The 23,179-nt window shown below is 57.4% G+C and carries 16 protein-coding genes; 6 read left to right on the top strand and 10 right to left on the bottom strand.

What is annotated here, in order from left to right; translation table 11 throughout:
• Positions 1 to 5 precede the first annotated feature (5 nt).
• The 3 genes from AC3DKS_RS00270 to AC3DKS_RS00260 all read left to right on the top strand — a co-directional run bounded on the left by AC3DKS_RS00270 (position 6) and on the right by AC3DKS_RS00260 (position 6,423).
• Entirely contained in the window at positions 6 to 3,461 is a 3,456-nt protein-coding gene (locus AC3DKS_RS00270; RefSeq protein ID WP_015754483.1) for a HEAT repeat domain-containing protein, read from the top strand.
• Entirely contained in the window at positions 3,461 to 4,537 is a 1,077-nt protein-coding gene (locus tag AC3DKS_RS00265; protein ID WP_015754482.1) for an SMP-30/gluconolactonase/LRE family protein, read from the top strand. The genes AC3DKS_RS00270 and AC3DKS_RS00265 overlap by 1 nt, the downstream gene beginning before the upstream one ends.
• A 155-nt stretch (positions 4,538 to 4,692) precedes the next feature.
• Positions 4,693 to 6,423, top strand: coding sequence for a tetratricopeptide repeat protein (locus AC3DKS_RS00260; protein ID WP_015754481.1), 1,731 nt, complete (start codon positions 4,693 to 4,695; stop codon positions 6,421 to 6,423).
• Positions 6,424 to 6,446: 23 nt separating this feature from the next.
• On the opposite strand, the gene AC3DKS_RS00255 is transcribed toward AC3DKS_RS00260, so the two are convergent.
• Positions 6,447 to 7,394, bottom strand: a complete 948-nt coding sequence (locus tag AC3DKS_RS00255; RefSeq protein WP_015754480.1) for an NAD(P)H-dependent flavin oxidoreductase — start codon at positions 7,392 to 7,394, stop codon at positions 6,447 to 6,449.
• A gap of 83 nt (positions 7,395 to 7,477) precedes the next feature.
• On the bottom strand, positions 7,478 to 8,677 hold the full coding sequence (gene mnmA / locus AC3DKS_RS00250) for a tRNA 2-thiouridine(34) synthase MnmA (RefSeq protein WP_015754479.1): 1,200 nt from the start codon (positions 8,675 to 8,677) through the stop codon (positions 7,478 to 7,480).
• A gap of 179 nt (positions 8,678 to 8,856) precedes the next feature.
• On the opposite strand from mnmA, the gene AC3DKS_RS00245 reads away from it, so the two are divergent.
• A complete protein-coding gene (locus tag AC3DKS_RS00245) occupies positions 8,857 to 10,332 on the top strand; it encodes a fasciclin domain-containing protein (protein ID WP_015754478.1) in 1,476 nt (491 codons plus the stop codon).
• A gap of 265 nt (positions 10,333 to 10,597) precedes the next feature.
• On the opposite strand, the gene AC3DKS_RS00240 is transcribed toward AC3DKS_RS00245, so the two are convergent.
• The 4 genes from AC3DKS_RS00240 to AC3DKS_RS00225 all read right to left on the bottom strand — a co-directional run bounded on the left by AC3DKS_RS00240 (position 10,598) and on the right by AC3DKS_RS00225 (position 15,235).
• On the bottom strand, positions 10,598 to 11,143 hold the full coding sequence (locus AC3DKS_RS00240) for a DUF6515 family protein (protein WP_015754477.1): 546 nt from the start codon (positions 11,141 to 11,143) through the stop codon (positions 10,598 to 10,600).
• 225 nt (positions 11,144 to 11,368) lie between these two features.
• Positions 11,369 to 13,219 carry a membrane protein insertase YidC gene (gene yidC, locus AC3DKS_RS00235; protein WP_015754476.1) on the bottom strand — a complete coding sequence of 617 codons (1,851 nt, stop codon included), beginning with the start codon at positions 13,217 to 13,219 and terminating at the stop codon, positions 11,369 to 11,371.
• An 83-nt stretch (positions 13,220 to 13,302) separates the two neighbouring features.
• Complete coding sequence (gene pyrG, locus AC3DKS_RS00230; protein ID WP_015754475.1) at positions 13,303 to 14,940, bottom strand: CTP synthase; 1,638 nt, start codon at positions 14,938 to 14,940, stop codon at positions 13,303 to 13,305.
• Positions 14,941 to 14,989: 49 nt separating this feature from the next.
• Positions 14,990 to 15,235, bottom strand: coding sequence for a DUF3820 family protein (locus AC3DKS_RS00225; RefSeq protein WP_015754474.1), 246 nt, complete (start codon positions 15,233 to 15,235; stop codon positions 14,990 to 14,992).
• 99 nt (positions 15,236 to 15,334) lie between these two features.
• On the opposite strand from AC3DKS_RS00225, the gene AC3DKS_RS00220 reads away from it, so the two are divergent.
• Positions 15,335 to 16,240, top strand: a complete 906-nt coding sequence (locus AC3DKS_RS00220) for a hydroxypyruvate isomerase family protein (protein WP_015754473.1) — start codon at positions 15,335 to 15,337, stop codon at positions 16,238 to 16,240.
• Positions 16,241 to 16,295: 55 nt separating this feature from the next.
• Here the strand turns inward: AC3DKS_RS00220 and AC3DKS_RS00215 are convergent, their stop codons facing one another.
• The 4 genes from AC3DKS_RS00215 to guaA are packed head-to-tail and all read right to left on the bottom strand — an operon-like array spanning position 16,296 to position 20,917.
• Positions 16,296 to 16,856 (bottom strand): DUF922 domain-containing protein, encoded by a 561-nt coding sequence (locus tag AC3DKS_RS00215; RefSeq protein WP_015754472.1) that lies wholly within the window; start codon positions 16,854 to 16,856, stop codon positions 16,296 to 16,298.
• A complete protein-coding gene (locus tag AC3DKS_RS00210) occupies positions 16,844 to 17,248 on the bottom strand; it encodes an OsmC family protein (RefSeq protein WP_041327141.1) in 405 nt (134 codons plus the stop codon). The genes AC3DKS_RS00215 and AC3DKS_RS00210 overlap by 13 nt, the downstream gene beginning before the upstream one ends.
• Positions 17,245 to 19,386 (bottom strand): LysM peptidoglycan-binding domain-containing protein, encoded by a 2,142-nt coding sequence (locus AC3DKS_RS00205; protein WP_474731750.1) that lies wholly within the window; start codon positions 19,384 to 19,386, stop codon positions 17,245 to 17,247. The genes AC3DKS_RS00210 and AC3DKS_RS00205 overlap by 4 nt, the downstream gene beginning before the upstream one ends.
• Position 19,387: 1 nt before the next feature.
• Entirely contained in the window at positions 19,388 to 20,917 is a 1,530-nt protein-coding gene (gene guaA, locus AC3DKS_RS00200; protein WP_015754469.1) for a glutamine-hydrolyzing GMP synthase, read from the bottom strand.
• A 324-nt stretch (positions 20,918 to 21,241) separates the two neighbouring features.
• Here guaA and AC3DKS_RS00195 point away from each other — a divergent pair, with 324 nt between their 5' ends.
• Positions 21,242 to 23,092, top strand: coding sequence for a tetratricopeptide repeat protein (locus AC3DKS_RS00195; RefSeq protein WP_015754467.1), 1,851 nt, complete (start codon positions 21,242 to 21,244; stop codon positions 23,090 to 23,092).
• Positions 23,093 to 23,179 lie beyond the last annotated feature (87 nt).

Raw genomic sequence — 23,179 nt, 5'->3', positions numbered from 1 at the left:
CAACTATGATTTCTCTTTTTCGGGAGTTCGCTCCCCTTCAATTTGCGTGCGCAAGGCGCCGGGTCCTGGGTGCATGGATCCTGGCAGGCGTATTGCAGGTATCCTGTGACTTTGGGCGGGATATCCCTGTGGAAGAAGCCGTCGTCCGGAGCCAGGGCGACCAGGTAGCCGAAGCCCTGGCCGAGAGCGGCCGGGCAGCAGTGGCGGCCAAGGTTGCTGAGGGGCTCGAACTCAGCCTCTGGGCCACGGATTCCCTGGCCCCCGACCCGGTGGCCATGGACATTGACGACCGCGGACGGGTATATCTCACCCGTACCAGCCGGCAGAAAAATTCGGAGTTCGATATCCGGGGACACCGGGACTGGATAGAGCGGTCCATCAGCCTTCAATCCGTGGAGGACCGGCGGGCCTTCCTCCGCGCGGAATTCGCCCCGGAGCGCAGCGAGGAAAACTCCTGGCTCAAGGACCTGAACAACGATACCATCCACGACTGGCGCGACCTGACCGTGGAACAGGAAGAAATCTGGAGGCTGGAAGATACCACCGGCAACGGTACGGCGGATATTTCCACCCGGATCCTTCACGATTTCAACGAGGAAGTCACAGATGTAGCCGGCGCGTTACTCGTGGACGGCGAGGAGGTCTACGTAGGCGTTGCCCCGGATATGTGGCGGCTGACCGATGAAAACGGGGACGAGGTCCTGGATACCCGGGAATCCCTGGCCCATGGGTTCCAGGTGCATATCGGCTTTGGGGGCCACGGGATGTCCGGGGCCGTGATCGGGCCTGACGGCAAACTCTACTGGGGGATCGGCGATATCGGCGCCAGCATAACGGCTAAAGACGGGTCCAAACACCATTACCCGAACCAGGGCGTCATTGTGCGCTGCAACCGGGATGGGAGCGATTTTGAAGTGTTTGCCCGCGGGCTCCGCAACACACACGAATTCGTATTCGATGCGTACGGGAACCTGATCACCTCCGATAATGACGGGGACCACCAGGGCGAAAGCGAACGCCTGGTTTACCTGGTGGACGGGTCGGATTCCGGATGGCGGACCAACTGGCAATTCGGCAAATACACCGACCCTAAAAACAATACCTACAAAGTATGGATGGACGAGAAGCTCTACCTCCCCCGCTGGGAGGGGCAGGCAGCTTATATCCTGCCCCCCATCCAGAATTTCCACAACGGCCCCACCGGGATGCAATTTAACCCGGGAACCGCCCTGGGCAGCAAATGGCGCGACAAATTCTTCCTCGTCGAATTTATCGGCGACCCGGCCCGTTCGCACATCTGGGCATTCGACCTGGAACCGGACGGCGCCGGCTTCCGCTTAAAGTCCGAACAGGACGTGTTGAGCGGCATCCTGCCGACGGGTATCCGGTTCGGGCCCGACGGGGCCCTGTACCTCGCAGACTGGATCAACGGTTGGAACACCAAGGATGCCGGGAGGGTCTGGAAGCTGGATGTCAAAGCTTCCGAAAACGACCTGGCGGCCCAGCGCGCCGAAACCCAAAATCTCATGGTGATGGATTATCCGAAGGCTTCGGAGGATTCGCTCTCGGTTTTACTCGGGCACGCAGATATGCGCATCCGGAAGAAAGCCCAGTTTGAACTCGCCGACCGGGGCCGAAGCGGCTTCCGGACTTTCCGGGATGCCCTGGCCGACTCCGCGAACCAGTTCCGAAGGATCCATGCCATTTGGGGCCTGGGGCAACTGGCGGCCCGGGACGACGACCGGGCCGAGCCGTTGCTGGAACTCCTCGGCGATACCGATCCTGAAATCATCGCCCAGGCGGCCAAAGTCCTGGGGGATATCCGGTACGAAGAAGCGGGCGAAGTACTGGTGCCGCTGTTGAAGGACAGTGTTCCGCGGGTGCGTTTCTTTGCCGCACAGGCCCTGGGGCGAATCGGCCATAAACCTGCCATAGAGCCCCTGTTGGAATTTCTGGCGGAAAACGACGACCGGGATGTTTACCTGCGGCATGCCGGGGTGCTTGCCCTTGCCCGGATCGGGCAGGCCGAACCCCTGCTGGAACTGGCCGGTCACCAGGACCCGACCCTCCGTCTGGCTGCCGTGCTGGCCCTCAGGCGCATGCAGCATCCGGGCATCGCACGATTTCTGGAAGATTCCGACGAATACATCCTGGCAGAAGCGGCCCGTGCAATCCACGACGACTGGTCCATAGAGGAAGCCCTCCCCGACCTGGCCGCCCTGCTCGACCGGGAGGGGCTGCAGTCGGAACCCTTGCTGAGACGGGCTATCAGCGCCGCCCAGCGCACGGGAGATACCACAGACCTGGACCGGCTGATCCGGTTTGCACGGCGGGATGGGGTTGCGCCTGTCCTGAGGGGAGAGGCCCTCGCAGCCGTGGGAACCTGGGCGCATCCTTCCGTCCTGGATCGGGTAGACGGACGCCTTCGCGGCGAGGTTAAACGGGATTCCCTGCTGGTGATTTCCAGGATTGAAAAGGAATTGCCAACTTTTCTGGCCAACGATGACCCGCAGTTGTTAATCGGGGTCACCCAGGTACTCTCCAACCTGGGGATCAGCAGCTACAACCAACGGCTGAAGTCGCTATACGACCGGCATGGCAACCCGGGGGTCCGGACTGCTGTCCTGCAGGCCCTTGGCTCAGTAGGCGACCCGGAAATGGGGAGTTATTTGAAAAAGGGCATGCGGGATGCCGAGGCCGGGGTACGGACTACCGCGATTGCGCTATTGCCCCTGCTCGACCTGCCCCGAAATGAACTCCCGGACATCGTCTGGCCCATATTCCGCAGCGGGACGATCCGGGAACAGCAGACGATCCTGGGGTCCCTGGCGGAGATGCCAATCGGCAAAAGCGGGCCGGTGCTGGAAAACCTGGTGGCCCAGGCCGCAGCCGACCGCCTGGATGCGGGTGTGATCCTGGATCTTATTGAAGCCGTGGAATCTACCGGGTCCGAGCCCCTCGTTGCCTCCCTGGAAAATCTCAAGCGACAGGGGTACAGTTCGGATGCCTACCGGGCCACCCTGGAAGGAGGCAGCTGGTGGGCCGGCCGTACCGTCTTCACCAGCAACCCTGCCGCCCAGTGCGTGCGCTGCCATGCCGTTGACGGGGCCGGTGGGCAGGTGGGCCCTCCCCTGGACAATATCGGGGCAATCCTGACGCGGGAACAGATCCTGGAATCCCTTATCGAACCCGGGAAGCGGATTGCCCCGGGCTACGGCTCGGTCTCCCTGACCCTGACGGATGGGCAGAACATCACCGGGTTGCTGCTTGAAGAACACAGCGACCACCTGCTCCTCAGGGGTGCCGAACCGGAACCTATCGAAATCCCGCTGGCGAGGATTTCAAGGCGTACAAACCTGCCTTCCTCCATGCCGCCCATGGGGCGGGTGATCAGCAAGCGGGAGCTCCGCGACCTGATCGAATACCTGGCCTCGCTTAAAGAAAATCGCAGCGGCACCTGATGAAGACCCTGGAAAGTCATCCGGCCACCCGGCCTGCTATATGGCTCCCCCTTGCCCTGGCGCTATGCCTGGGCGCCTGCCGGGGCCGTAAAGAGCCACAGGCCGAAACCTCGGTTGCCGTGCCTGCCGAAAGCCGCTATCTGGAAGCGGGGAAATTGGCAGCGTATGACGAGGCATTTTTCGAGATTGTCCCCAGGGGGAGCCGGCTGGAAATCCTGGCGGAGGGACACGACTGGACGGAGGGCCCGCTATGGGTGGATGGCGGGGGCTACCTGCTGTATTCCGACATCCCGCGGAATGCCATTTACCGGTGGGACCCGGAGACCGGCAGCCGCACCTACCTGGAGCCCTCGGGATTTACAGGGGAGGATTTCAGAGGATCCGAACCGGGTTCGAACGGATTGTTGCTGGATCCATCCGGCAACCTGGTACTCTGTCAGCACGGCGACCGTAGAATTGCCCGCATGACAGCTCCCCTGGACCGTCCGGCGGATACCTTCGAAACCCTCGCGGAAACTTACCGGGGTGCCCGGCTGAACAGCCCAAACGATGCCGTCTACGATTCAAAAGGCGTACTCTATTTCACCGACCCCCCTTACGGCCTGCCGGGGCTTGTGGATGACCCCGGGAAGGAGTTGAATTTCCAGGGCGTTTTCAGGCTCGAACCCGGAGGGGAACCGGAATTGTTGACCGATGCCCTGAGCCGCCCGAACGGAATCGGGCTTTCCCCGGACGGGTCGCGGCTGTACGTTTCCAATTCCGATCCCGACCATGCAATCTGGATGGTCTATGAGCTTTCCGAAAATGGCTCGTTGTCAAATGGGCGAATCTTCTTCGACGCAACCGACCAGAATCCTGCAGAAACCGGCAATCCGGACGGGCTGAAGGTGCACCCTTCGGGCCATGTCTTTGCCACCGGCCCAGGAGGCGTATTGGTTTTTGGGCCGCAGGGTACTATACTCGGGAAAATATTTACCGGGGAAAAAACCTCTAATTGCGCCCTGAATGCCGACCAGAGCGCCTTGTTTATAACGGCAGATTCCTACCTGCTCAAATTGGATTTAAAAGCGGAATAGACCGGGCTTCCCGGCCAGGCACCCCTTGGCGGGTACTATTTTTATTGACCAGCTGATTGCTTTTATGTATCTTCATGCGATACAGACCCTTACAGCCCTTCGGTTCCCCAGGCTGCGACAAGAAATGCTTCTGCAACCGCCTAATTCGCCTTCCGATGAAAAACAAGCTGTATCCGGGTATTTTTGCCTGCCTCGTCCTTCTGGCTGCCTTCCTGATCCGCCAAACTGAAAAATCAAACGTATTGCCCAAGCGATCGGCAGCTTCCATCGGCGCCCTGAAATGTACGGTAGCCCGATTTATGCTCGAACCGGTGGACAGTTCACGTCAAATTGCACCTTTGTTCGAAAATCTCGGGACCCACTCTATGCCCGTATACAATGCGCCGCCCCGGGCCCAGGCTTTTTTTGACCAGGGTCTGCGGCTGACCTATGCATTCAATCATGCCGAAGGACACCGTTCGTTTATGGAAGCGGCCAGGCTCGCTCCGGCTACGGCCATGGCCTACTGGGGACAGGCCTATGACCTCGGCCCGAACATCAACGATCCGGCTCCCGATCCGGAGCGAAAAACCAGGGCCTGGGAGGCACTCGAAAAAGCGAATCTTCATGCGCCGCAAGCCAGTGACCTTGAACGGGATTTGATCCGGGCCCTCAATGCGCGTTACAGCCCGGATACATTGGTTGAAACCTCGCTGTTGAATAGTGCGTATATGGATGCCATGCGGGAGGTTGCCCTCCGACACCCGGACCACCCGGACGTATTGACACTTTACGCTGCCTCGATCATGAATACCATGCCCTGGTCCTATTGGGATATGGACGGCAAGCCGGCTCCGAACACCCTGGCGGCAAAGGCTGCACTGGAAAAAGCAATACAGTTGCAACCGGACCACCCCGGGGCCCATCACTACTATATCCATCTGATGGAGCTGCCGGACCCGGACCGCGCAGTAAGCAGTGCCGAGAGCCTGGAGGGGCTGATGCCAGCCGCCGGACATATCGTTCACATGCCCTCCCATATTTATATCCGGGTCGGCAGGTATCAAGATGCCGTACGGGTGAACAAACTGGCCATCCTGGCCGACGAGGATTATATTTCGCAATGTTATTCCCAGGGCATCTATCCGCTTGGATACTACCCCCACAATATCCACTTCCTCTGGTCGGCGGCAAGCCTTATCGGGGAGAGCGTCACAGCCATAGATGCGGCAAAGAAAACTGCAGAGAAAGTACCCGTTGGGCAAATGGGGCAATTGCATTTCCTGCAGGATTTTGCCTCCACCCCTTTATTGGCGTATACCCGGTTCGGGAAATGGAACGATATCCTGACCTTTCCGGCACCGGGCCCCGGAAACCTGCACCTCAGCCTGATGCGGCATTATGCCCGGGGGATTGCGTTTATCCGGAAAGGGAATGCTAAGGAAGCCCGGGAGGAGCTCGAGGCCATCGATGCCTTAATCCGGGAGCCGGAACTCGCGGAAATCGTTGCGACTGCCAACAATTCTTCGGATCGGATAGCGGGGGTGGCCCGTGCCGTGGTAGCCGGGGAACTGGCAGCATTGGAAGGGGATTACGAACAGGCGGTGGCCCACCTGGAACAGGCGGTGGCACTGGAGGACGACCTCACCTATACGGAGCCTTCTGCCTGGCATATCCCGCCCCGCCAAAACCTGGGCGCCGTCCTGATGTTAGCCGGGGACTTTGACCGCGCGGAAGCGGTGTACCGTTCCGATCTTGAAAAACTGCGGCAAAATGGCTGGTCGCTTTACGGGTTGACACAGGCGCTCGAGGCCCAGGGGAAGAAAGAAGCAGCCCGGGCCATTCAGCGGGAATTCGACTCGGTTTGGCAATCCGCGGACCTGACGATCAGCCGGTCGGTACTTTAAATGCTGGGAGAGCCCGGGGTTATTCAGAATAAGTCCGGCACCTGTTTCCGCGCCGCCTCGAATTCGGACATCATTTGCCTCACAATTTCCGCTGCAGGCAGGATGTCCCGGATAATTGCGGAAACCTGGCCGATTTCTAGCTCCCCTTCCTCCAGGTCCCCCTCAAACATGCCGCGTTTGGCACGAGCCCGGCCCAGCAGGGTTTTCAAATCTTCCGGAGTGGCGCAGTTGGCATAGGCCGATTCGATATCCGAGTAAAACTTGTTCTTCAACAAGCGGACCGGGGCCAGTTCCTTCAGGGTCAACCGGGTATCCCCTTCTTCGGCCTCCACCACGCGTTGTTTGAAGGCCGGGTGGGAGGAAGCTTCCTCGCTGGCGACAAACCGGCTGCCAACCTGAACCCCGTCGGCCCCCAGGACCATGGCTGCCAGCATGGCCCGCCCGGTGGCAATGCCGCCGGCCGCCAGCAGCGGAAGATCCACTTTTTCCCGGACCGAAGGGATCAATGCCATGGTGGTGGTTTCATCCCGGCCGTTGTGCCCGCCTGCCTCAAATCCCTCGGCAACCACTGCATCCACCCCCGCCTCCTGTGCCTTGAGGGCAAATTTTACGCTACTGACCACGTGGACCACGGTGATCCCCGAGCGCTTCAGCGCAGCTGTCCAGGTTTTGGGGTTTCCCGCAGAGGTGAAAACAATCGGCACCCCTTCATCCCGGATGATATCCATCACCTTGTCAATGTCCGGGTAGAGCATCGGGACATTCACCCCAAAGGGTTGATCGGTAGCGGCCTGGCACTTGCGGATGTGTTCCCTCAGGATGTCCGGGTACATACTGCCGGCCCCGATCAGCCCCAGCCCCCCGGCATCCGAAACGGCGGCGGCCAGCCGCCAGCCACTGGCCCAGACCATCCCGGCCTGGATAAGCGGGTATCGGATATTGAATAGGCGGGTAATTCGATTGTGTGGCATAGTACAATTATTATTCGTGCCGCCAGAAGGCGATATGCTCCCAGCCGGGGCATTCTGCAAGGCGTATTATTCGGGGTATCCCGTCAGGCAATCACCCCGGAACCGATAAGTTCGTCACCGAGGTACCAGGCTACAAACTGCCCCTCGGTAATAGCAGACTGCGGTTCCCTGAAATCGACGTACAACCCCCCTTCTATTTTGTATAATGTGGCCTGCTGAAGTGCCTGCCGGTAGCGAATCCGCGCCTGCACCTCCATGGTCTGGTCGGGGTTGAGCGACAGGTCGGGGCGCACCCAGTGCAATTCGTCATCTGCCACAAACAGCGTCCGGCGATACAAGCCCGGATGCGATTTGCCCTGTCCGGTATAGATAATGTTTTTCGCCACGTCCGTCTGGATTACGAAGAGCGGGTCCGGGGTCCCCCCTACATCCAGTCCTTTGCGCTGGCCGATTGTAAAATAGTGGGCGCCCTGGTGGAGGCCAACATCCCGGCCGTCGGACGGGTCATACACCGGCTTCTCCGAATAGAATGCGAGCTCCTCACGGCGGTTCGAAAATTCAGGGACTTCCCTGAGGTACTGGGGTGCCGTGGCGGGGATTTCCACAATGCGGCCTTCCCGCGGCTCCAACTGCTGTTGCAGAAACTCGGGCAAGCGGACTTTTCCGATAAAACACAGGCCCTGGGAGTCCTTTTTATCGGCGGTAACCAGGCCGTTTTCGGCAGCCAGGGCGCGCACCTCGGATTTCTGGAGGTGGCCGATCGGAAAAAGGGCCCGGGAGAGTTGCTCCTGGTTGAGCTGGCAAAGGAAATACGATTGGTCCTTATTGGCGTCCGCCCCGGCGAGAAGCCGGTAGCGAACCTGACCGTCGGGGCCTGTGGCTTCGTCCTTCCGGCAATAATGGCCGGTAGCCACAAAATCCGCCCCGAGGTCCATTGCAATCTTGAGGAACAGGTCGAACTTGATCTCCCGATTGCACAATACGTCCGGGTTCGGGGTACGGCCCTGCTGATACTCGCGGAACATATAATTTACGATCCGCTCCTTGTAAGCAGCACTCAGGTCGACGGTCTGGAAAGGGATGCCGAGCTTTTCCGCTACTATGAGAGCGTCGTTGCTGTCGTCCAGCCAGGGGCATTCCCTGGAGATCGTCACGGAGTCATCGTGCCAATTCTTCATGAATAATCCGATCACCTCGTAGCCTTGTTGCTTGAGCAGCAGCGCCGTCACGCTGCTGTCTACGCCCCCTGATAATCCGACAACTACTTTCCTGGTCGTTCCCATAACGCGGCAAAATTACAAAATATTCCCGGGTCCGAAGCGGGGGCCAACCTACGGGCGCAAATGTCATTAAATAGCGCCCAAAAGCGGAATGCCTGTTAAACTTTTATTAAGCTGGTGATATTTTTGTTTAGTGTTTTGTAGGTTTGGTTAAACAATTTGTTATTCCTAAAAATCCTGCTATGAAAAAGTTTGCGTACAATCTATTATTCCTCCTTGGAGGAGTCGTCCTGCTGGGCCTGGCGGCCTGTTCAAGCGACGACGACGGCAACGGAATGCCGGAAGTGGAAGCAGATATTGTGGCGACCGCACAGGCAACTGCCGACCTGAGCAGCCTGGTGGCTGCCCTCTCAACCGCTGATGAGCTCGACAACACCGATCTGATCGGCATCCTCAGCGGCCCGGGGCCCTTCACAGTCTTTGCCCCCTCCAACGCCGCTTTCGGCCAGCTCTTCAACTCCCTGGACGGTTATGACAGTCTGGATGATTTTGACACGGACGCAGAAAAAGAGCTGCTTGCTTCCATCCTGACCTACCATGTAGTAGCCGGGGTAGCCGCCCAATCCGGCGACCTTACGGACGGAGCCAACGTCACTACCGTACAGGGTGAAACGCTGACCACTTCCCTCTCCGGGGGCGTGTCCGTCGTGGATGCCACCGGGATCCCGGCCAATGTTTCCACGGCCGATGTACTCGCCTCCAACGGCGTGGTCCACATTATCGATAAGGTCTTACTGCCCCAGGCCGTCCTGGACGCGCTTGAGGAAGCTGCCGCCGATCAGAATATCGTGGAGCTTGCCAATGCCACTGCAGACCTGTCCGCACTGGTGAATGCCCTGATCGAAGCCGATCTGGTGAGCACCCTGGAAGGAGAAGGCCCCTTTACTGTCTTTGCCCCGACAAACGACGCATTTGCCACTTTCCTCAGCGTCAATGGGTATACAAGCCTTGATGACATTCCCAATGAGGTACTGGTACAGTTATTACTGAATCATGTAGTGGCCGGGGAGGTTGCTTCCACTGACCTCTCCACGGGCTACATATCCTCATTATCCACTGCCGGCCCGGATGCTTCAAACCTCAGCCTGTATATCAATACGGAGGGCGGGGTGGCCATCAACGGCGTTTCCAACGTAAGTACGGCCGATGTATCGGCGTCCAATGGAATTGTCCACATAGTGGACGCGGTTATCGACATCCCCACCGTCGTGACATTTGCCACGGCAGACCCGACGTTTGCCCCCCTGGTTACGGCCCTGACCGATGGCACAACGGCCACGGATTTCCCGACAGTCCTCAGCGGTGACGGCCCCTTTACCGTATTCGCCCCGACGGATGCCGCTTTCCAGGCCCTGCTGGACAGCAACCCGGATTGGGATACTGTGACCGATATCGACGAGGCCCTGCTGACCTCCGTCCTGAATCACCACGTGGTAAGCGGAAACGTCCGTTCGGGCGATCTAACGGACGGCATCATGCCGACAACCCTTGAAGGCGATGCCATTACCATCAACCTGCCGGGTACAGGCGGCAATATCGCCGACGTCACCGACGGGTCCGGAACCTCCGGGATTGGTATAATCGCCGTGGACGTTCAGGCCGGCAACGGCGTGGTCCACGTACTGAACCAGGTGATGATACCGGACACTTCCAACTAGTTCTCCCAGCATCATTTCACAGAACTACCCTGTCCGGAACAGGGTGGTTTTGCCTTGTTCTGAATCCACCTGCCGGGCATACCTCAGAAAGCCGAAAGTTAGCATACAGATTCTGCGAATTGACAACTTTTCTTTTCAGTGCCCAAAGGGAATCCCCATATTGTCAGTCCCAAATCTTACCATTGGCTGGTCTGCCAGCTACGGAAAAAGCCCCCGACAATTGTCAGGGGCTTTCTTTCTTTCAGGCCTGCGGGGATGGAGCCGCTCATTCGTCCAGCAACTCGATGATCTCGTAGCCGTCGGCAACCTCTCTGTAGATCGCATCGTTGAGTTCGTAGCTGGCAAGGCCATTCATATCAATGGCCTCAGCCTCTTCCGGGAGCTCGGGAACCACAGCGCCCACCGGGGTGGGCACCACTTCGAACCCGTCATCCGCTTTTTTGTAGAAAACCCCTTCGGCGAACCAAAAAGTCCGGCTCCTGACCACGAGGCGGATCGGTTTTACGGCCAGACGGCGAATGCGGAATCCCACGGGCGGGAAGGCGCGCACATAAACGCCGCGACGCGCCAGGTAATAACGCCCCCGAACCGGGTAATAGTTTACGTTGCGCCAGACGATAGTCCGGGTGCCCCGGGGTAGTTTCCGAAGGGTCCGTCGTACCGCGCGCCGCTTCTTGCGGCGAATCTTGCGTTTGGCCGGGCGGTCTACCTCTACCACGGCAACGGTTCGGCTCGATTGGGCTGCCGTTTCGGCAGGTGTCCACAGGAGGAGTGCCAGGATCATGGCAACTGAAACATGGAAAGTTTTCATAGCGATTATCTTTTGGATTATTGGAAATTGGACTTTCAAAACAACCCGGGGATTAATCCGCCCCCTTACAATTCGATGAAATGCACATTTATTTCGGGATAGTCCGCAATGAACCGCGGCCGGCTGGCGATAAAAATTCCTAACCAGCCGGCAAAAAAAAACCCGGCCAGCCGGCCGGGAATTATTATTATACAACTTGTTGAAATTGAATCCGGGGAAAGGGGCTTACTTTTTCTTCTGCTTCTCAGCTTCCTCCATCATTTCCCGCATCTTCCGCTGGAATCGGTTCTCCTTCCGGGGTTTCTTTTTCTGCTCCTGGATCTGGGCGTGGATTTTCTCCTCGTCCAGGATCACGTTTTTGATCACCAGCATAATGCCGATGGTAATCAGGTTGGAAACAAAATAATACAAACTCAGGCCGCTGGCGTAGTTGTTGAAGAAGAACAGCATCATCAGTGGTGACAGGTACATGATGAACTTCATATTGGGCATCCCGGGCTGCGTTTGCATCTGCTGGCCGGTTGTCATCATCATGTAAAAGAAAATCGCCACGGATGCCAGGATCGGGAACAGACTCACATGGTCCCCGTAAAACGGGATGCTGAAGGGCAGCTGCGCAATGGTGTCATAGGAAGACAGGTCTTCCGCCCACAGGAACGACTTCTGCCTCAGGGCAAAGCTCGTTGGGAAGAACATGAAGAGCGCGTAAAAAATAGGCAACTGCAGCAGTGCGGGGATACAGCCGCTGAGCGGACTCACCCCGGCCTTGTTGTAAAGCTTCATGGTGGCCTGTTGTTTTTTCATCGCGTTGTCCTTGTACTTCTCGTTGATCTCGGTAATCTCCGGTTTCAGCACGCGCATCTTGGCCTGAGAAAGATAGGACTTGTAGGTGACCGGCGACATCAGGATCCGCACGATGATGGTCATGACCACGATAGCGATCCCGAACGGCAGGAAGGATGCCAGAAAACCGTAGAACGGGGTAAATATATACCGGTTGATCCAACCAAAGATCCCCCATCCAAAGGGGATGGAATCCGCCAGGGCCAGGTCTTCGTACTGCTCCAGCACATCGATATCCGTCGGCCCGAAATACCACTGCATGGAACGGCTTAGTTCTCCTCCCGTTACGGGGAGTTCGGATGCGATGGAGAACTCTTTGGTAAATGCCGTTTCGCTGCTTTCCTCCTCTACCAGGTCGTTGGATGTGAGCGTTACGGTATCCAGCGGCTCGTCTACTGCCAGGATGGAACTGAAAAAGTGCTGCCGGAAGGACATCCAGCGTACCTCGGATTCAGTTTCATCATCCTCCCCGCTGGCGGATAATTTGCTGATATCGTCCCCTTCGTGCCGATACGTCAGGCGGGTATACCGGTTTTCGTACATGACGCTCGGGTCGTGGCGGATGGCGCGCAGGCTCCACCGGAGCGGGACGCCTTTTGACGCGGACAAGGACAACCCCTGGGAGCGGATGTCAAAATCCAGGAGGTATTCCCCCGGACGGATCGTATAGCGGTATTCCAGGAATTGCCGGGGGCCTGCCATCGCCTTCATGGAGAGCACGCTGTTCTCCCCTTCCCGGCTCAGGGTGGGTTCAAAAAAGAGGTCCCGCGTATTGAGCACCCGGTTATCCGAGGTCGTGATTTCAAGGGAAAATTGTGCATTACCCTCCCGAACCAGGTAGACGGGCAGGGAATCGTGGTTGACGAATTGCTTCATGCGGGCTTCGACAATTTCCCCTCCCTTGTTGGAAATTTCCAGGGAGAGTACGTCGTTTTCCAGCAGGGTGGTACCCTCCACGGCCGGGGTATATGAGAAAGCCCCGATCCGGGAGGCATAGGCCGCCCGGGCAAGGGAGTCGTTCCCCTCCGGAACAGTAGCTGCGGGGGTTGCCGCCTGCTGCGGGGCCGCCGCTGCCTCGGCCCTCCGGATGGAATCCTGCACCTGTTCGGTAGCCTGTTTCTGGGCCTCCACCTCTTCCGGTGTCGGCTGGTTCGTGTAAAACCAATAAATCAGGATTCCGAATATGAGTACGAATCCGATGATGGAATTGATATCCAGTTTTTTTTCTTCCATGTAATTCTTTTGTCAGGACGCGGTGGCCGCAACACCCCCGGATTGTGCCGGGGGGGGTGCAAATATACGGCCAATCGGGAAGTTTATGCCATACTGGCATTGGTTCGTTGCATTTTATATTGGCGGACCGCCTGGACAAATCCCACGAAAAGCGGATGCGGGTTGGCCACGGTACTTTTGTACTCCGGGTGGTACTGCACCCCGATAAACCAGGGATGGGACGGCAGTTCTACAATTTCAACAAGCCCTGTCTCCGCATTGATCCCGGAGAATACCAGGCCGGCCGCTTCCATCTGCTCCTTGTAGTCGTTGTTGAATTCATAGCGGTGGCGGTGGCGTTCGGAAATCGTGGAGGCCCCGCTGTACATTTTGTGCACCAGGGTGTCTTCCGTCAGTTCACAGTCCCAGGCTCCCAGCCGCATGGTCCCCCCCTTATTGACAATTGTCTTCTGGGCTTCCATCAGATCGATGACCGGGTGGGGGGTCCGGGCATTCATCTCTGTGGAATTCGCATCGTCCAGCCCCAGGACATTCCGGGCAAATTCGATCACGGCCATCTGCATCCCCAGGCAGATTCCCAAAAACGGGATGTCTTGCTCCCGGGCGTACTGCACTGCTTTGACCTTGCCCTCAATACCCCGCTCCCCGAATCCCGGGGCCACCAGGATGCCGTCGAGCTCCTGCATTTTCTTTTCCAGGTTGTTTGTGCTGATGTGCTCGGAATGGATGGAGACCACATCCACTTCCACCCCGTTGATGGCCCCGGCGTGGATCAGGGCTTCCTGGATGCTTTTATAGGAATCCTGCAATTCCACGTACTTGCCAATCAGGCCCACCCGCACCACGCCCCGGGGGTTCTTGAGTTGCTTCAGGAATTCCATCCACTGCGTCAGGTTGGGCTCCGGGCTGACAGGAAGGGCGAGTTTCTGGAGGGCAACCTTATCCAGACCTTCCTCGTGCATCAGCACGGGTACGTCGTAAATCGTATTCGCATCGATCGACTGGATGACCGCTTCCTTTTTTACATTGCAGAACAGGGCGAGTTTCTGCTTGATTTCTTCCGAGAGTTCGTGTTCCGTCCGGCAAACCAGGATATCCGCCTTGATCCCGCTCTCCATGAGCGTTTTTACCGAGTGCTGGGTAGGTTTGGTCTTGAGTTCCCCTGCAGCCGACAGATAGGGCACCAGGGTCAGATGGACCACTATGGCATTATTCTCCCCCAGTTCCCAGAGCAATTGGCGAACCGCTTCGATATAGGGCAGGGATTCGATATCCCCCACGGTCCCGCCGATTTCGGTGATGACCACGTCGTAATCCCCGCTGTTGCCCAGGATCTGGATCCGCTCCTTGATTTCATTCGTAATGTGCGGCACCACCTGGACGGTTTTCCCGAGGAATTCCCCCCTCCGTTCCTTTTCGATGACGCTTTGGTAAATCCTGCCCGTGGTTACGTTGTTGGCCTGGGAGGTCCGCACATTCAGGAACCGCTCGTAATGCCCCAGGTCCAGGTCCGTTTCCGCCCCATCGTCGGTGACGTAACACTCTCCGTGTTCATAGGGGTTGAGCGTACCCGGGTCTACGTTGATGTACGGGTCGAGTTTCTGGATGGTGGTTCTCAGGCCGCGGGCCTGCAGGAGTTTGGCCAGGGAGGCTGCGATGATGCCTTTACCCAATGAAGAGGAGACTCCCCCCGTAACGAAGATGTATTTAGTAGCTGCCATTGGCGGAATGTATGTTACGGGATTCAAAGTTACAAATTACCTGAGGAAATCAGGGGTTCTGCCGGGGAAATTCTTTCCGGATCCGGGCCAGCATCCCCTCCAGGCCGTTTTCCTTCATCCCGAAGACAATCTGCAGGTTCCGCCCGAGTTTCCCGGGCGGAAATCCCTTCCCGCGGAACCAGACCAGGTAGGGCAACGGCAGCTCGTACAGCAGCCTCCCTTTGTATTTGCCAAAAGGCATCCTGTAGTGGGCGAGCTCGATGAGTTCTTTCCGGGAGGGGGTGGAGTGGTCCATTTGCAGCGGGTTCCGATAGCCGTAAGGCCTAATTTCAGGGCCTGATACCCCGTATCCGGGCAAATATAGTATCTTTAAATCACAGAGAAACCCGACCAAATGGAACGCAGAAAATTTATTGGCCGCAGTGCAGCGGCCTCAGCAGCTTTATTTACGCCGGTTGCCGGACAGCACTTACGGGAGGCGTCCCCGCAACCCGAATCCGGGAAGTCCGAAACCGGTGCATTCAAACCGAAACCCACCGAAGGAGTTATCAATCACAGCGTGTGTTATTGGTGCTACGGCAGCATCCCCCTGGATACGTTCCTGGGGAATATCGCGGAATTGGGCATCGGGGCCATCGACCTGGTGGGGCCCGAAGAATTCCCCCTGCTGAAAAAACACGGGATCCACGCCTCGATGTGCTGGGGCGCCGGCAAAGGGATTGTCGAAGGCTGGAACGACCCCCGGCTCCACGACGAACTGGTTGCCGACTACAATGAAAAAATCCCGATCATCGCGGAGGCCGGATATACAAACCTGATTTGCTTTAGCGGCAACCGCAACGGGATGAACGATTTGGTTGGGTTGCAGAATTGCGTGGAGGGCCTGAGTAAAATTATGCCCACAGCCGAAAAGTACGGCGTTGTCCTGCAGATGGAACTCCTCAATTCCAAAGTGGACCACAAGGACTATATGTGCGACAATACGCTCTGGGGGGTGGAACTTTGCCGTCGCCTGGGTACGGACCACTTCAAACTGCTATACGACATCTACCACATGCAGATAATGGAGGGCGATGTCATCCGCAACATCCGCGAATACCATCCGTACTTCGGACACTACCACACGGGCGGGAACCCCGGCCGGCACGAAATTGACGAAACCCAGGAGCTGTATTACCCGGCAATTATGCGGGCCATTGCTGCCACCGGTTTTACGGGCCACGTGGCACAGGAATTCATCCCGTCCTGGGAAGACAAACTTGCCGCGCTGAAGCAGGGCATCGAAATCTGCGATATCTAGGCCCGGGGAGGTTCCGGGTAGGATAACGGGAAACAGGGTGTTCTCCCGGGCTACTTTAAGGAGTGTCGGGGCCGGCGAGCATCCCGGCAATGTCTTCGTTCCACCGGAATTGGGCCGCGCGGTTCCGCGAATAGTCCGTTTCCCGGTCGTAGCGGTTCTGGAATTCTGACAACTCCCGGTTGATATCCGTGAAGATTCGTCGTACTTCGGCTTTGACGTTCCCGGTAAAGACCCCTTCTTTCAAGCGCTTCCTGAATTTCCGAGCAAATAGTTCCGAGATGTCGAAGTGCAATTGTTCGTGGCTGAGCACCACCTCATCGCAACTTTCCGAATGGTACCAGGATTTATCCGGGTAGAAATAGGTGTCCACCCGAAAATCCAGGGAGTATCGCTCCCCGGAACCTGTGGCGTTGTAGCTGTAGGTGATCCCGCTAGCCGTGGTGGCAGCTATCCGTCTGCTTTCCGGCGGTTCCGCCCGGAAATCACTCCAGGCCAGCCGGGTTTGCGGGTGCCAGAGGATGGCGTCTTCCCCCCGGGCGCTCCCCTCCCCCTGGGCCGATGCAAGTTGGCAAAAACCCAAAAGGAATACGAGGCGGAGCTGTTTTATTGCGTCCAATGGAACCGGATATCCTTTTCGATGTCTTCGTGCAGGCTCAGCATCACCGGGCAGGTACGCCCCGTGCGTTCCAGGATTTTTCGGTCCTTTTCCCCCACGCCTTTGGGCAGGTACAAATCCACTTCAATGCGCGAAATTCTGCGGGGGGCAGCCGACATATGCTTGGTAACTTCAGCCAGGGAACCCTCGAGGGCCACGTCCATATCCCGCGCTTTAATCCCCATCACCGTGAGCATGCAATTTGCCAGGCCCGTAGCCACGGTATCCGTGGGGCTGAACGCCTCCCCCTTGCCGTGATTGTCCGTGGGGGCGTCCGTGAGGTAGACACTTCCGGAGCGCAGGTGGGTACACTCGGTGCGCAGGCCGCCCATATATACTACTTTCGATGTCATGGCCCCTGGATTTCGCGGATTTGCAGGCCGTCGTACATCAGGATGTACGACGCGGTGTTGTAATATCCGGATTGCAGTTTTTTGATATAGTTGAAGGTGTTCCCGCTGTACCGGGTGGCCCCGATCTGGTCCGCAGCCTCAAAGAGGTCCAGCTTATAAGCCAGCCGGAGCAGCAAGTCCATCCCCAGGTCAAAACCCCGGACGGCGTACCGGTCCGGTTCCCCTCCGAACCGCTCGCGGTAGCGGCGTGTAAAGGAAGACGGGGAGACATCCCGGTAGACCGAAGGAAAGGTAAACCTCAGGTTCGCCAGGTGCGTTGCCGAAAGCTCTTTGTGGTCGAATGCCCGGCCCCGGTTTGTGGTAAACATCCGCACCCGGGTTTCCTCCGTATTGGCCGAGTTCAGGATGGAACTTACACTGGAGGCGATCCGGTAGTTGTCGGTTTCCAAAAAGACCCAGTTCTCACGTTCTTCAGACAGGGCCTCCATGAATGCCTCCCGGTCCAGGGAAATATTTTCCTCCTCTTCCCGGAGCGGCACGAGTTCCGCTGCGGGGAATGCTTCCAGAATCTCCGATTCCACTTCCCGGTGGGCCTGATCGGAGATCACCAAAATGTTCTGGTCGGTAACTTGTTCCTTCATGTAGTCGAGCATCCGGCGCCTGAGCTCTGCTTCCTCCGTATAGGTGTGGAAGATATTCTGCAGGGGGAACTCCCCGTTGATCGGGACCGGGGCAATTACGGGAACATCCAGCTCCGAAGCCCTGGCTGCCACTTCCCGGATGGAGTTGGGCTCCAGGGGCCCCACAATCGCGCTGAGGTTCTCCAGGTCTTCCTGCAAAAGCAAATTGCGGACCCGGTTGGCACTGAGCTGCGTGTCAAAGGTCTTTACTTCTACCGAAATTCCCATGTCCGCTACGGAATCCAGAGCGACCAGAAAACCGGAATACAGGCCCAGGCTGTACTTCAGGGCATTGTTGTTCCGGATCCGTTCCTGTGTCTTCTCCGGATCGGACAGGTCCAGGCGGTCCAGGCGGAAAGGGAAAAGCACCAAAAGCCGCGGCCGGTTGCCCGTATCGATGCTGTCCCGCAGGTCAAATTCGTCGATGACCAGTGCATTTTTCACCTCCAGGCCTTCTGCCCGGTCCCGGGGGAGTTTCAGCACCATCCCGGCTTTCAGCCCGGTGGCGAGTTCCGGGTTGAGGGCACGGAGTTCCGGGTACCCGATCCCTAATTTGCGGGTCAGGGAAAACTCGGTCTGTTTGGGTTTTACCTCGTAAAAAATATAATTGGAGGCATTCACTGCCGTGGTATCCGCCTTTTTCTCGGGGAGTCGCAGCTTCATGCCCTCCTGGAGGTTGCCGCGTTCCAGGATTTCCGGGTTGAGCCGGATGATTTCCTCCCGGCTGATCCCGAATTCCTGGCTCAGGCTGAAAAGTGTTTTCCTGGGGGGTACCGTATAGGAGCGGTACACCTGGGATTCCTGCTTCTCGATTCCGGAACCCGGTAGGCGGGGTACCTGCAATTCCTGGCCTTCTGCCAGGTAGCTCGTGCTGCGGGGGAGGCCCGGGTTGAGCTGCAGCAGGCTGTCGATGGTAATCCCGTATTTATGCGCAATACTCCACCGGGTTTCCTTGGCCTGGACGGTATAGGTTGTCAGGAGTTCCTCCAGGGCTTCGGCCTCCCGGTAACTCTCTGAAAACTGGGGGATCCTGAGGACCATCCCGCGTTGGAGGGGACGGGAATACAGGTCCGGATTATAGCGTTTGACCTCCTCCTCGCTCACCTGGTAGCGTTGGGTAATACTGAACAGGGTTTCCTTTCGCCTCACCCGGTGGGTACGGAAGGTGACCTGTTCCCGGGCCGTAGAATCCGGGTCGGATACGGTTGGGCGGTTTAAAACGGTATTGCCGGCACGCCCGGGGATCACCAGGATGGTATTCGGGCGGAGCGTCCCGTCCGGGTCTACTTCCTTGTTGTATTTCAGGAGCTCCTGGGGGCTCACCTGGTATTGCCGCGCAATGGAATAGAGGGTTTCCCCCCGCTTCACGGCATGGGTGCTGAATTGCTGGGCTTTTGCCTTGCAGCCGATGGACAGGGCGCAAAGCAGCAACAGCAGGTACTTACACACAACGTTCATGTTATTCCCATTCTATGGTAGCCGGGGGCTTGGAACTGATGTCGTAAACCACCCGATTCACCCCGGGCACCTTATTGATAATGTCATTTGAGGTCTTCTGCAGAAATTCGTACGGCAGGTTGACCCAGTCGGCCGTCATTCCATCCGTACTTTCCACTGCCCGTAAAGCTACGCATTTTTCATAAGTCCTTTCGTCCCCCATCACCCCCACGCTGTTGACCGGGAGGAGCATGGCCCCCGCCTGCCAGATCTTGTCGTACAGGCCCCATTCGCGGAGTCCGTTGATAAATATATGGTCCACTTCCTGGAGGATGGCGACCTTTTCCCGGGTAATGTCCCCAAGGATGCGGATTGCCAGTCCCGGACCCGGGAAGGGGTGCCTCCCCAAACGCTCAGCCGGGATATCCAGGCTGGCGCCCACGCGTCGCACCTCATCCTTAAAAAGCATCTTCAGTGGTTCTACCACCTTCAGCTTCATAAAGTCCGGCAGGCCACCCACATTGTGGTGACTCTTGATGGTTGCAGAGGGCCCCCCGGTAGCCGATACCGACTCGATAACATCCGGATAGATAGTTCCCTGCCCCAACCATTTTGCATCTTCCACCAGGTGGGCCTCGTCGTCAAACACCTCGATAAACACCCGGCCGATGATCTTTCGTTTCTTCTCGGGGTCCGATTCCCCTTCCAGGGCATCCAAAAAGCGTGCCGAAGCGTCAACGCCCTTAATGTTCAACCCCATATCCTTATACTGGTGAAGCACTTCTTCAAATTCATTCTTGCGCAGCAGCCCGTTGTTCACAAAGATGCAGTGCAGGTGTTTCCCAATGGCGCGGTGGAGCAACATGGCCGCCACCGTGGAATCGACACCCCCGGAAAGGCCGAGAATAACTTTTTCGGTCCCGATCTTCTCCTTGAGTTCCGCCACAGTGGTCTCCACAAAGGCTGCGGGCGTCCAGGTTTGTTCCAGGCCGGCGATATCCACCAGGAAATTCCTCAGGATCAGGCTTCCGGCCGTGGTGTGGTAGACTTCAGGGTGGAACTGGATCCCGTAGATCCTTTCGTCCGGCATCTTGAATGCGGCATTCGGCACGTCGTGGGTGCTGGCCAGAAGCACCGCCCCGTCCGGCAGTTGCTGAATCGTATCGCTGTGGCTCATCCATACCTGGCTACCCACCGGAACATCCTTCAGGAAAGGGTCCTGGGCCACGTGGGCAAGTTTAGCCCGGCCGTACTCCCGCGTTTTCGACGGGGCCACATTGCCCCCGTTAAAATGGGCAATGTACTGGGCGCCATAGCAGATGGCCAGGATGGGTTTATGGCCTTTGATCCGGCTCAGGTCCGGGTGGGGGGCGTCGTCGGACCGGGTGGAAAAGGGGGAGCCGGAAAGGATCACCGCTTTGTAGCCGTCGAGGTCGCCGGGCAGGTTGTTGTAGGGTTTGATTTCGCAGAATATATTCAGTTCGCGGACCCGCCTTGCGATCAGCTGGGTGTACTGGGAACCGAAATCCAGGATGAGAACGTTATTTTGCATGGGCAAAAATAGCAAAAACCCGCAAGGACTCCTGCCGTTTTTTCAGGAGAGTTTTCCCAAGGTTATCGACAATTTAAAGGTTCTCCCAGGGGGTTTATACCGTCTAACTGCCAGCGAATGCCAGATTTCATACAATTAAACAATCGGTAGATGTAATTGGTATTTATATCCTGATTAACAACATATAAAGTGCTTTCCTACAAATTTAATATTCCTGAAATATCCTTAGGATTGGTGTGCTGACCGGGGCGGACGGGCCGGCCTCTTCCTCAAAATTTTCCTGTTGGCAAAAAATACTACTTTTAATCCACTACAGAGAAAATCATGAAGTGTATTTCGTTTGTATTCCTGCTGTTGATTCCAATTGGCAACGGGCAGCTCGTTGCCCAGGATTCCCTGCAGCTGGACAGCCTGCAGCGCGTCTATCGTTCCATGCCCGAGGATACCGCCCGGGTCCGCCTGCTGGGGGAACTCTACCAGGCCTACGTGTACAGGGATGTCGACCGGGCCGCCCAATACGCCAGGGAAAGGATTGCCTTATCCAGGAAACTGGAATATACCGAGGGCCTCGCCGCCGGGTTCTACGATCTGGGAGGCTATTTTAAAAATACCGGACAAAACGATTCCGCCATGGCCCGGCTTGCCGATGCCCGGGAGCTTTATGAGTCGCTGGACGACACCGTGATGCTCATCCGAATAGACCATACCCGGGCAATCCTGGAAATGGAGCTGGGGCGCTACGATTCGGCCCTGGCCATCAGCAACCGGAATATGGTTAAGCGGCAGGAGCTCGGGGACACCCTGGGGATGGCCATTGAGCGGGTATTCCGCGGCGGGATCTACGAGAACAAAGGGTATTTCAACCTGGCCTATGAAGATATCCTGCAGGCAGTAAGGCTCTACGAGCACCTGGACAACCCGTTGCGAATGGCGGATGCCCTCAATAGCCTTGGGTCGCTGGAATCCACCATGAAAAACTACCGAAAATCCCTGGAATACAGCGGGCAGGCTTTAGAAATATACCGTCAGCAGGACGACAGGCTGTTCCAGGGGGTGGCCGCCAACGCAATCGGTCAGAGCCATATCCTCCTGGAGGAATACCGGGAAGCCATCCCGTTTCTGGAAGAAAGCATTACCCTGAGCAGGGAGATGCAAGTCCCCGTCATTGAAGGCGCAGCCTTGCGGAATTTGGGGCGCGCCTACATCGCACTCGGTCGGGGAAATTCCGGGCTGGAACTGCTGGATTCGGCCATTGCCGTACACCGACGTGCGGGCCGGCCCATCGCCCTGGTCCGATCCCTGGGTTACGCTTCCGACGCGTATACGGAGGCGGGGCGGCCGGTCCGGGCGCTCGACTACCTGGATGAGGCCATCCGGATGGTGGATACGCTCGGGGCCCGGCCCCATTGGTATGATTTGTTCAAAAGCCGCTCGGATGCCCTGGCCCAGTTGGGCAGGTACCCGGATGCCCTTCGGGCGGAAAAGGAATTCAGCCAGCTGCGGGACAGCGCCCTGCAGCGGGAACGGGTCCAGCAGGTAGAGGAATTGCGTACCCGGTTTGAAACAGAGAAGAAAGAGCAGCAAATTGCCATTCAGGAGCGCGAAATCGATTTGCTGGAGGCCGAGGCCCGGGTGGGGAACCTGCAGCGGATACTGCTCGGGTCCGGGTTGCTGTTGTCCCTGATCGGGTTCTATGGTGTACGGCAAAAATGGAAGCGAACCCGGGCGGAAAAATCGAAAGTGGACGCCGAACTCGCATTCCGCCAACGGGAACTGACCACACACGCCCTGCACCTTGCCCGCAAGAACGAACTCCTGGAGAGCTTAAAATCCAAGGCCCGGGAATTACAGGAATCCAACCGGTCCGGGGGCTACCGGGAACTGATCCGGACCATCAATTTTGACCAGAGGGACGATGCGCACTGGGAACACTTCACCCGCTACTTCGAAAATGTGCACAAAGACTTCAGCAGGAATGTCCGGGACCGTTTCCCGGATGTGACCAAAAACGAACTCCGGTTTATGGCATTGATGAAGATGAACCTGTCGTCCAAGGAAATCGCCACCATCCTCAATATCTCGCCGGACGGGGTTAAAAAAGCCCGGCAGCGATTGCGCAAAAAAATGCAACTCGCCCCGGAGGAATCCCTGGAAGCTTCGGTAAACGCCCTGTAGGCAACTGGGAGCACCATCCGGGCAACCCCCCGTGACTATTGGCCTTGTGGCCTGTACCCCCTTTGTACCCCCTCCACATTTTTAACC

Source organism: Robiginitalea sp., assembly GCF_982776155.1.
This window is presented reverse-complemented; position numbering and strand designations above follow the sequence as displayed.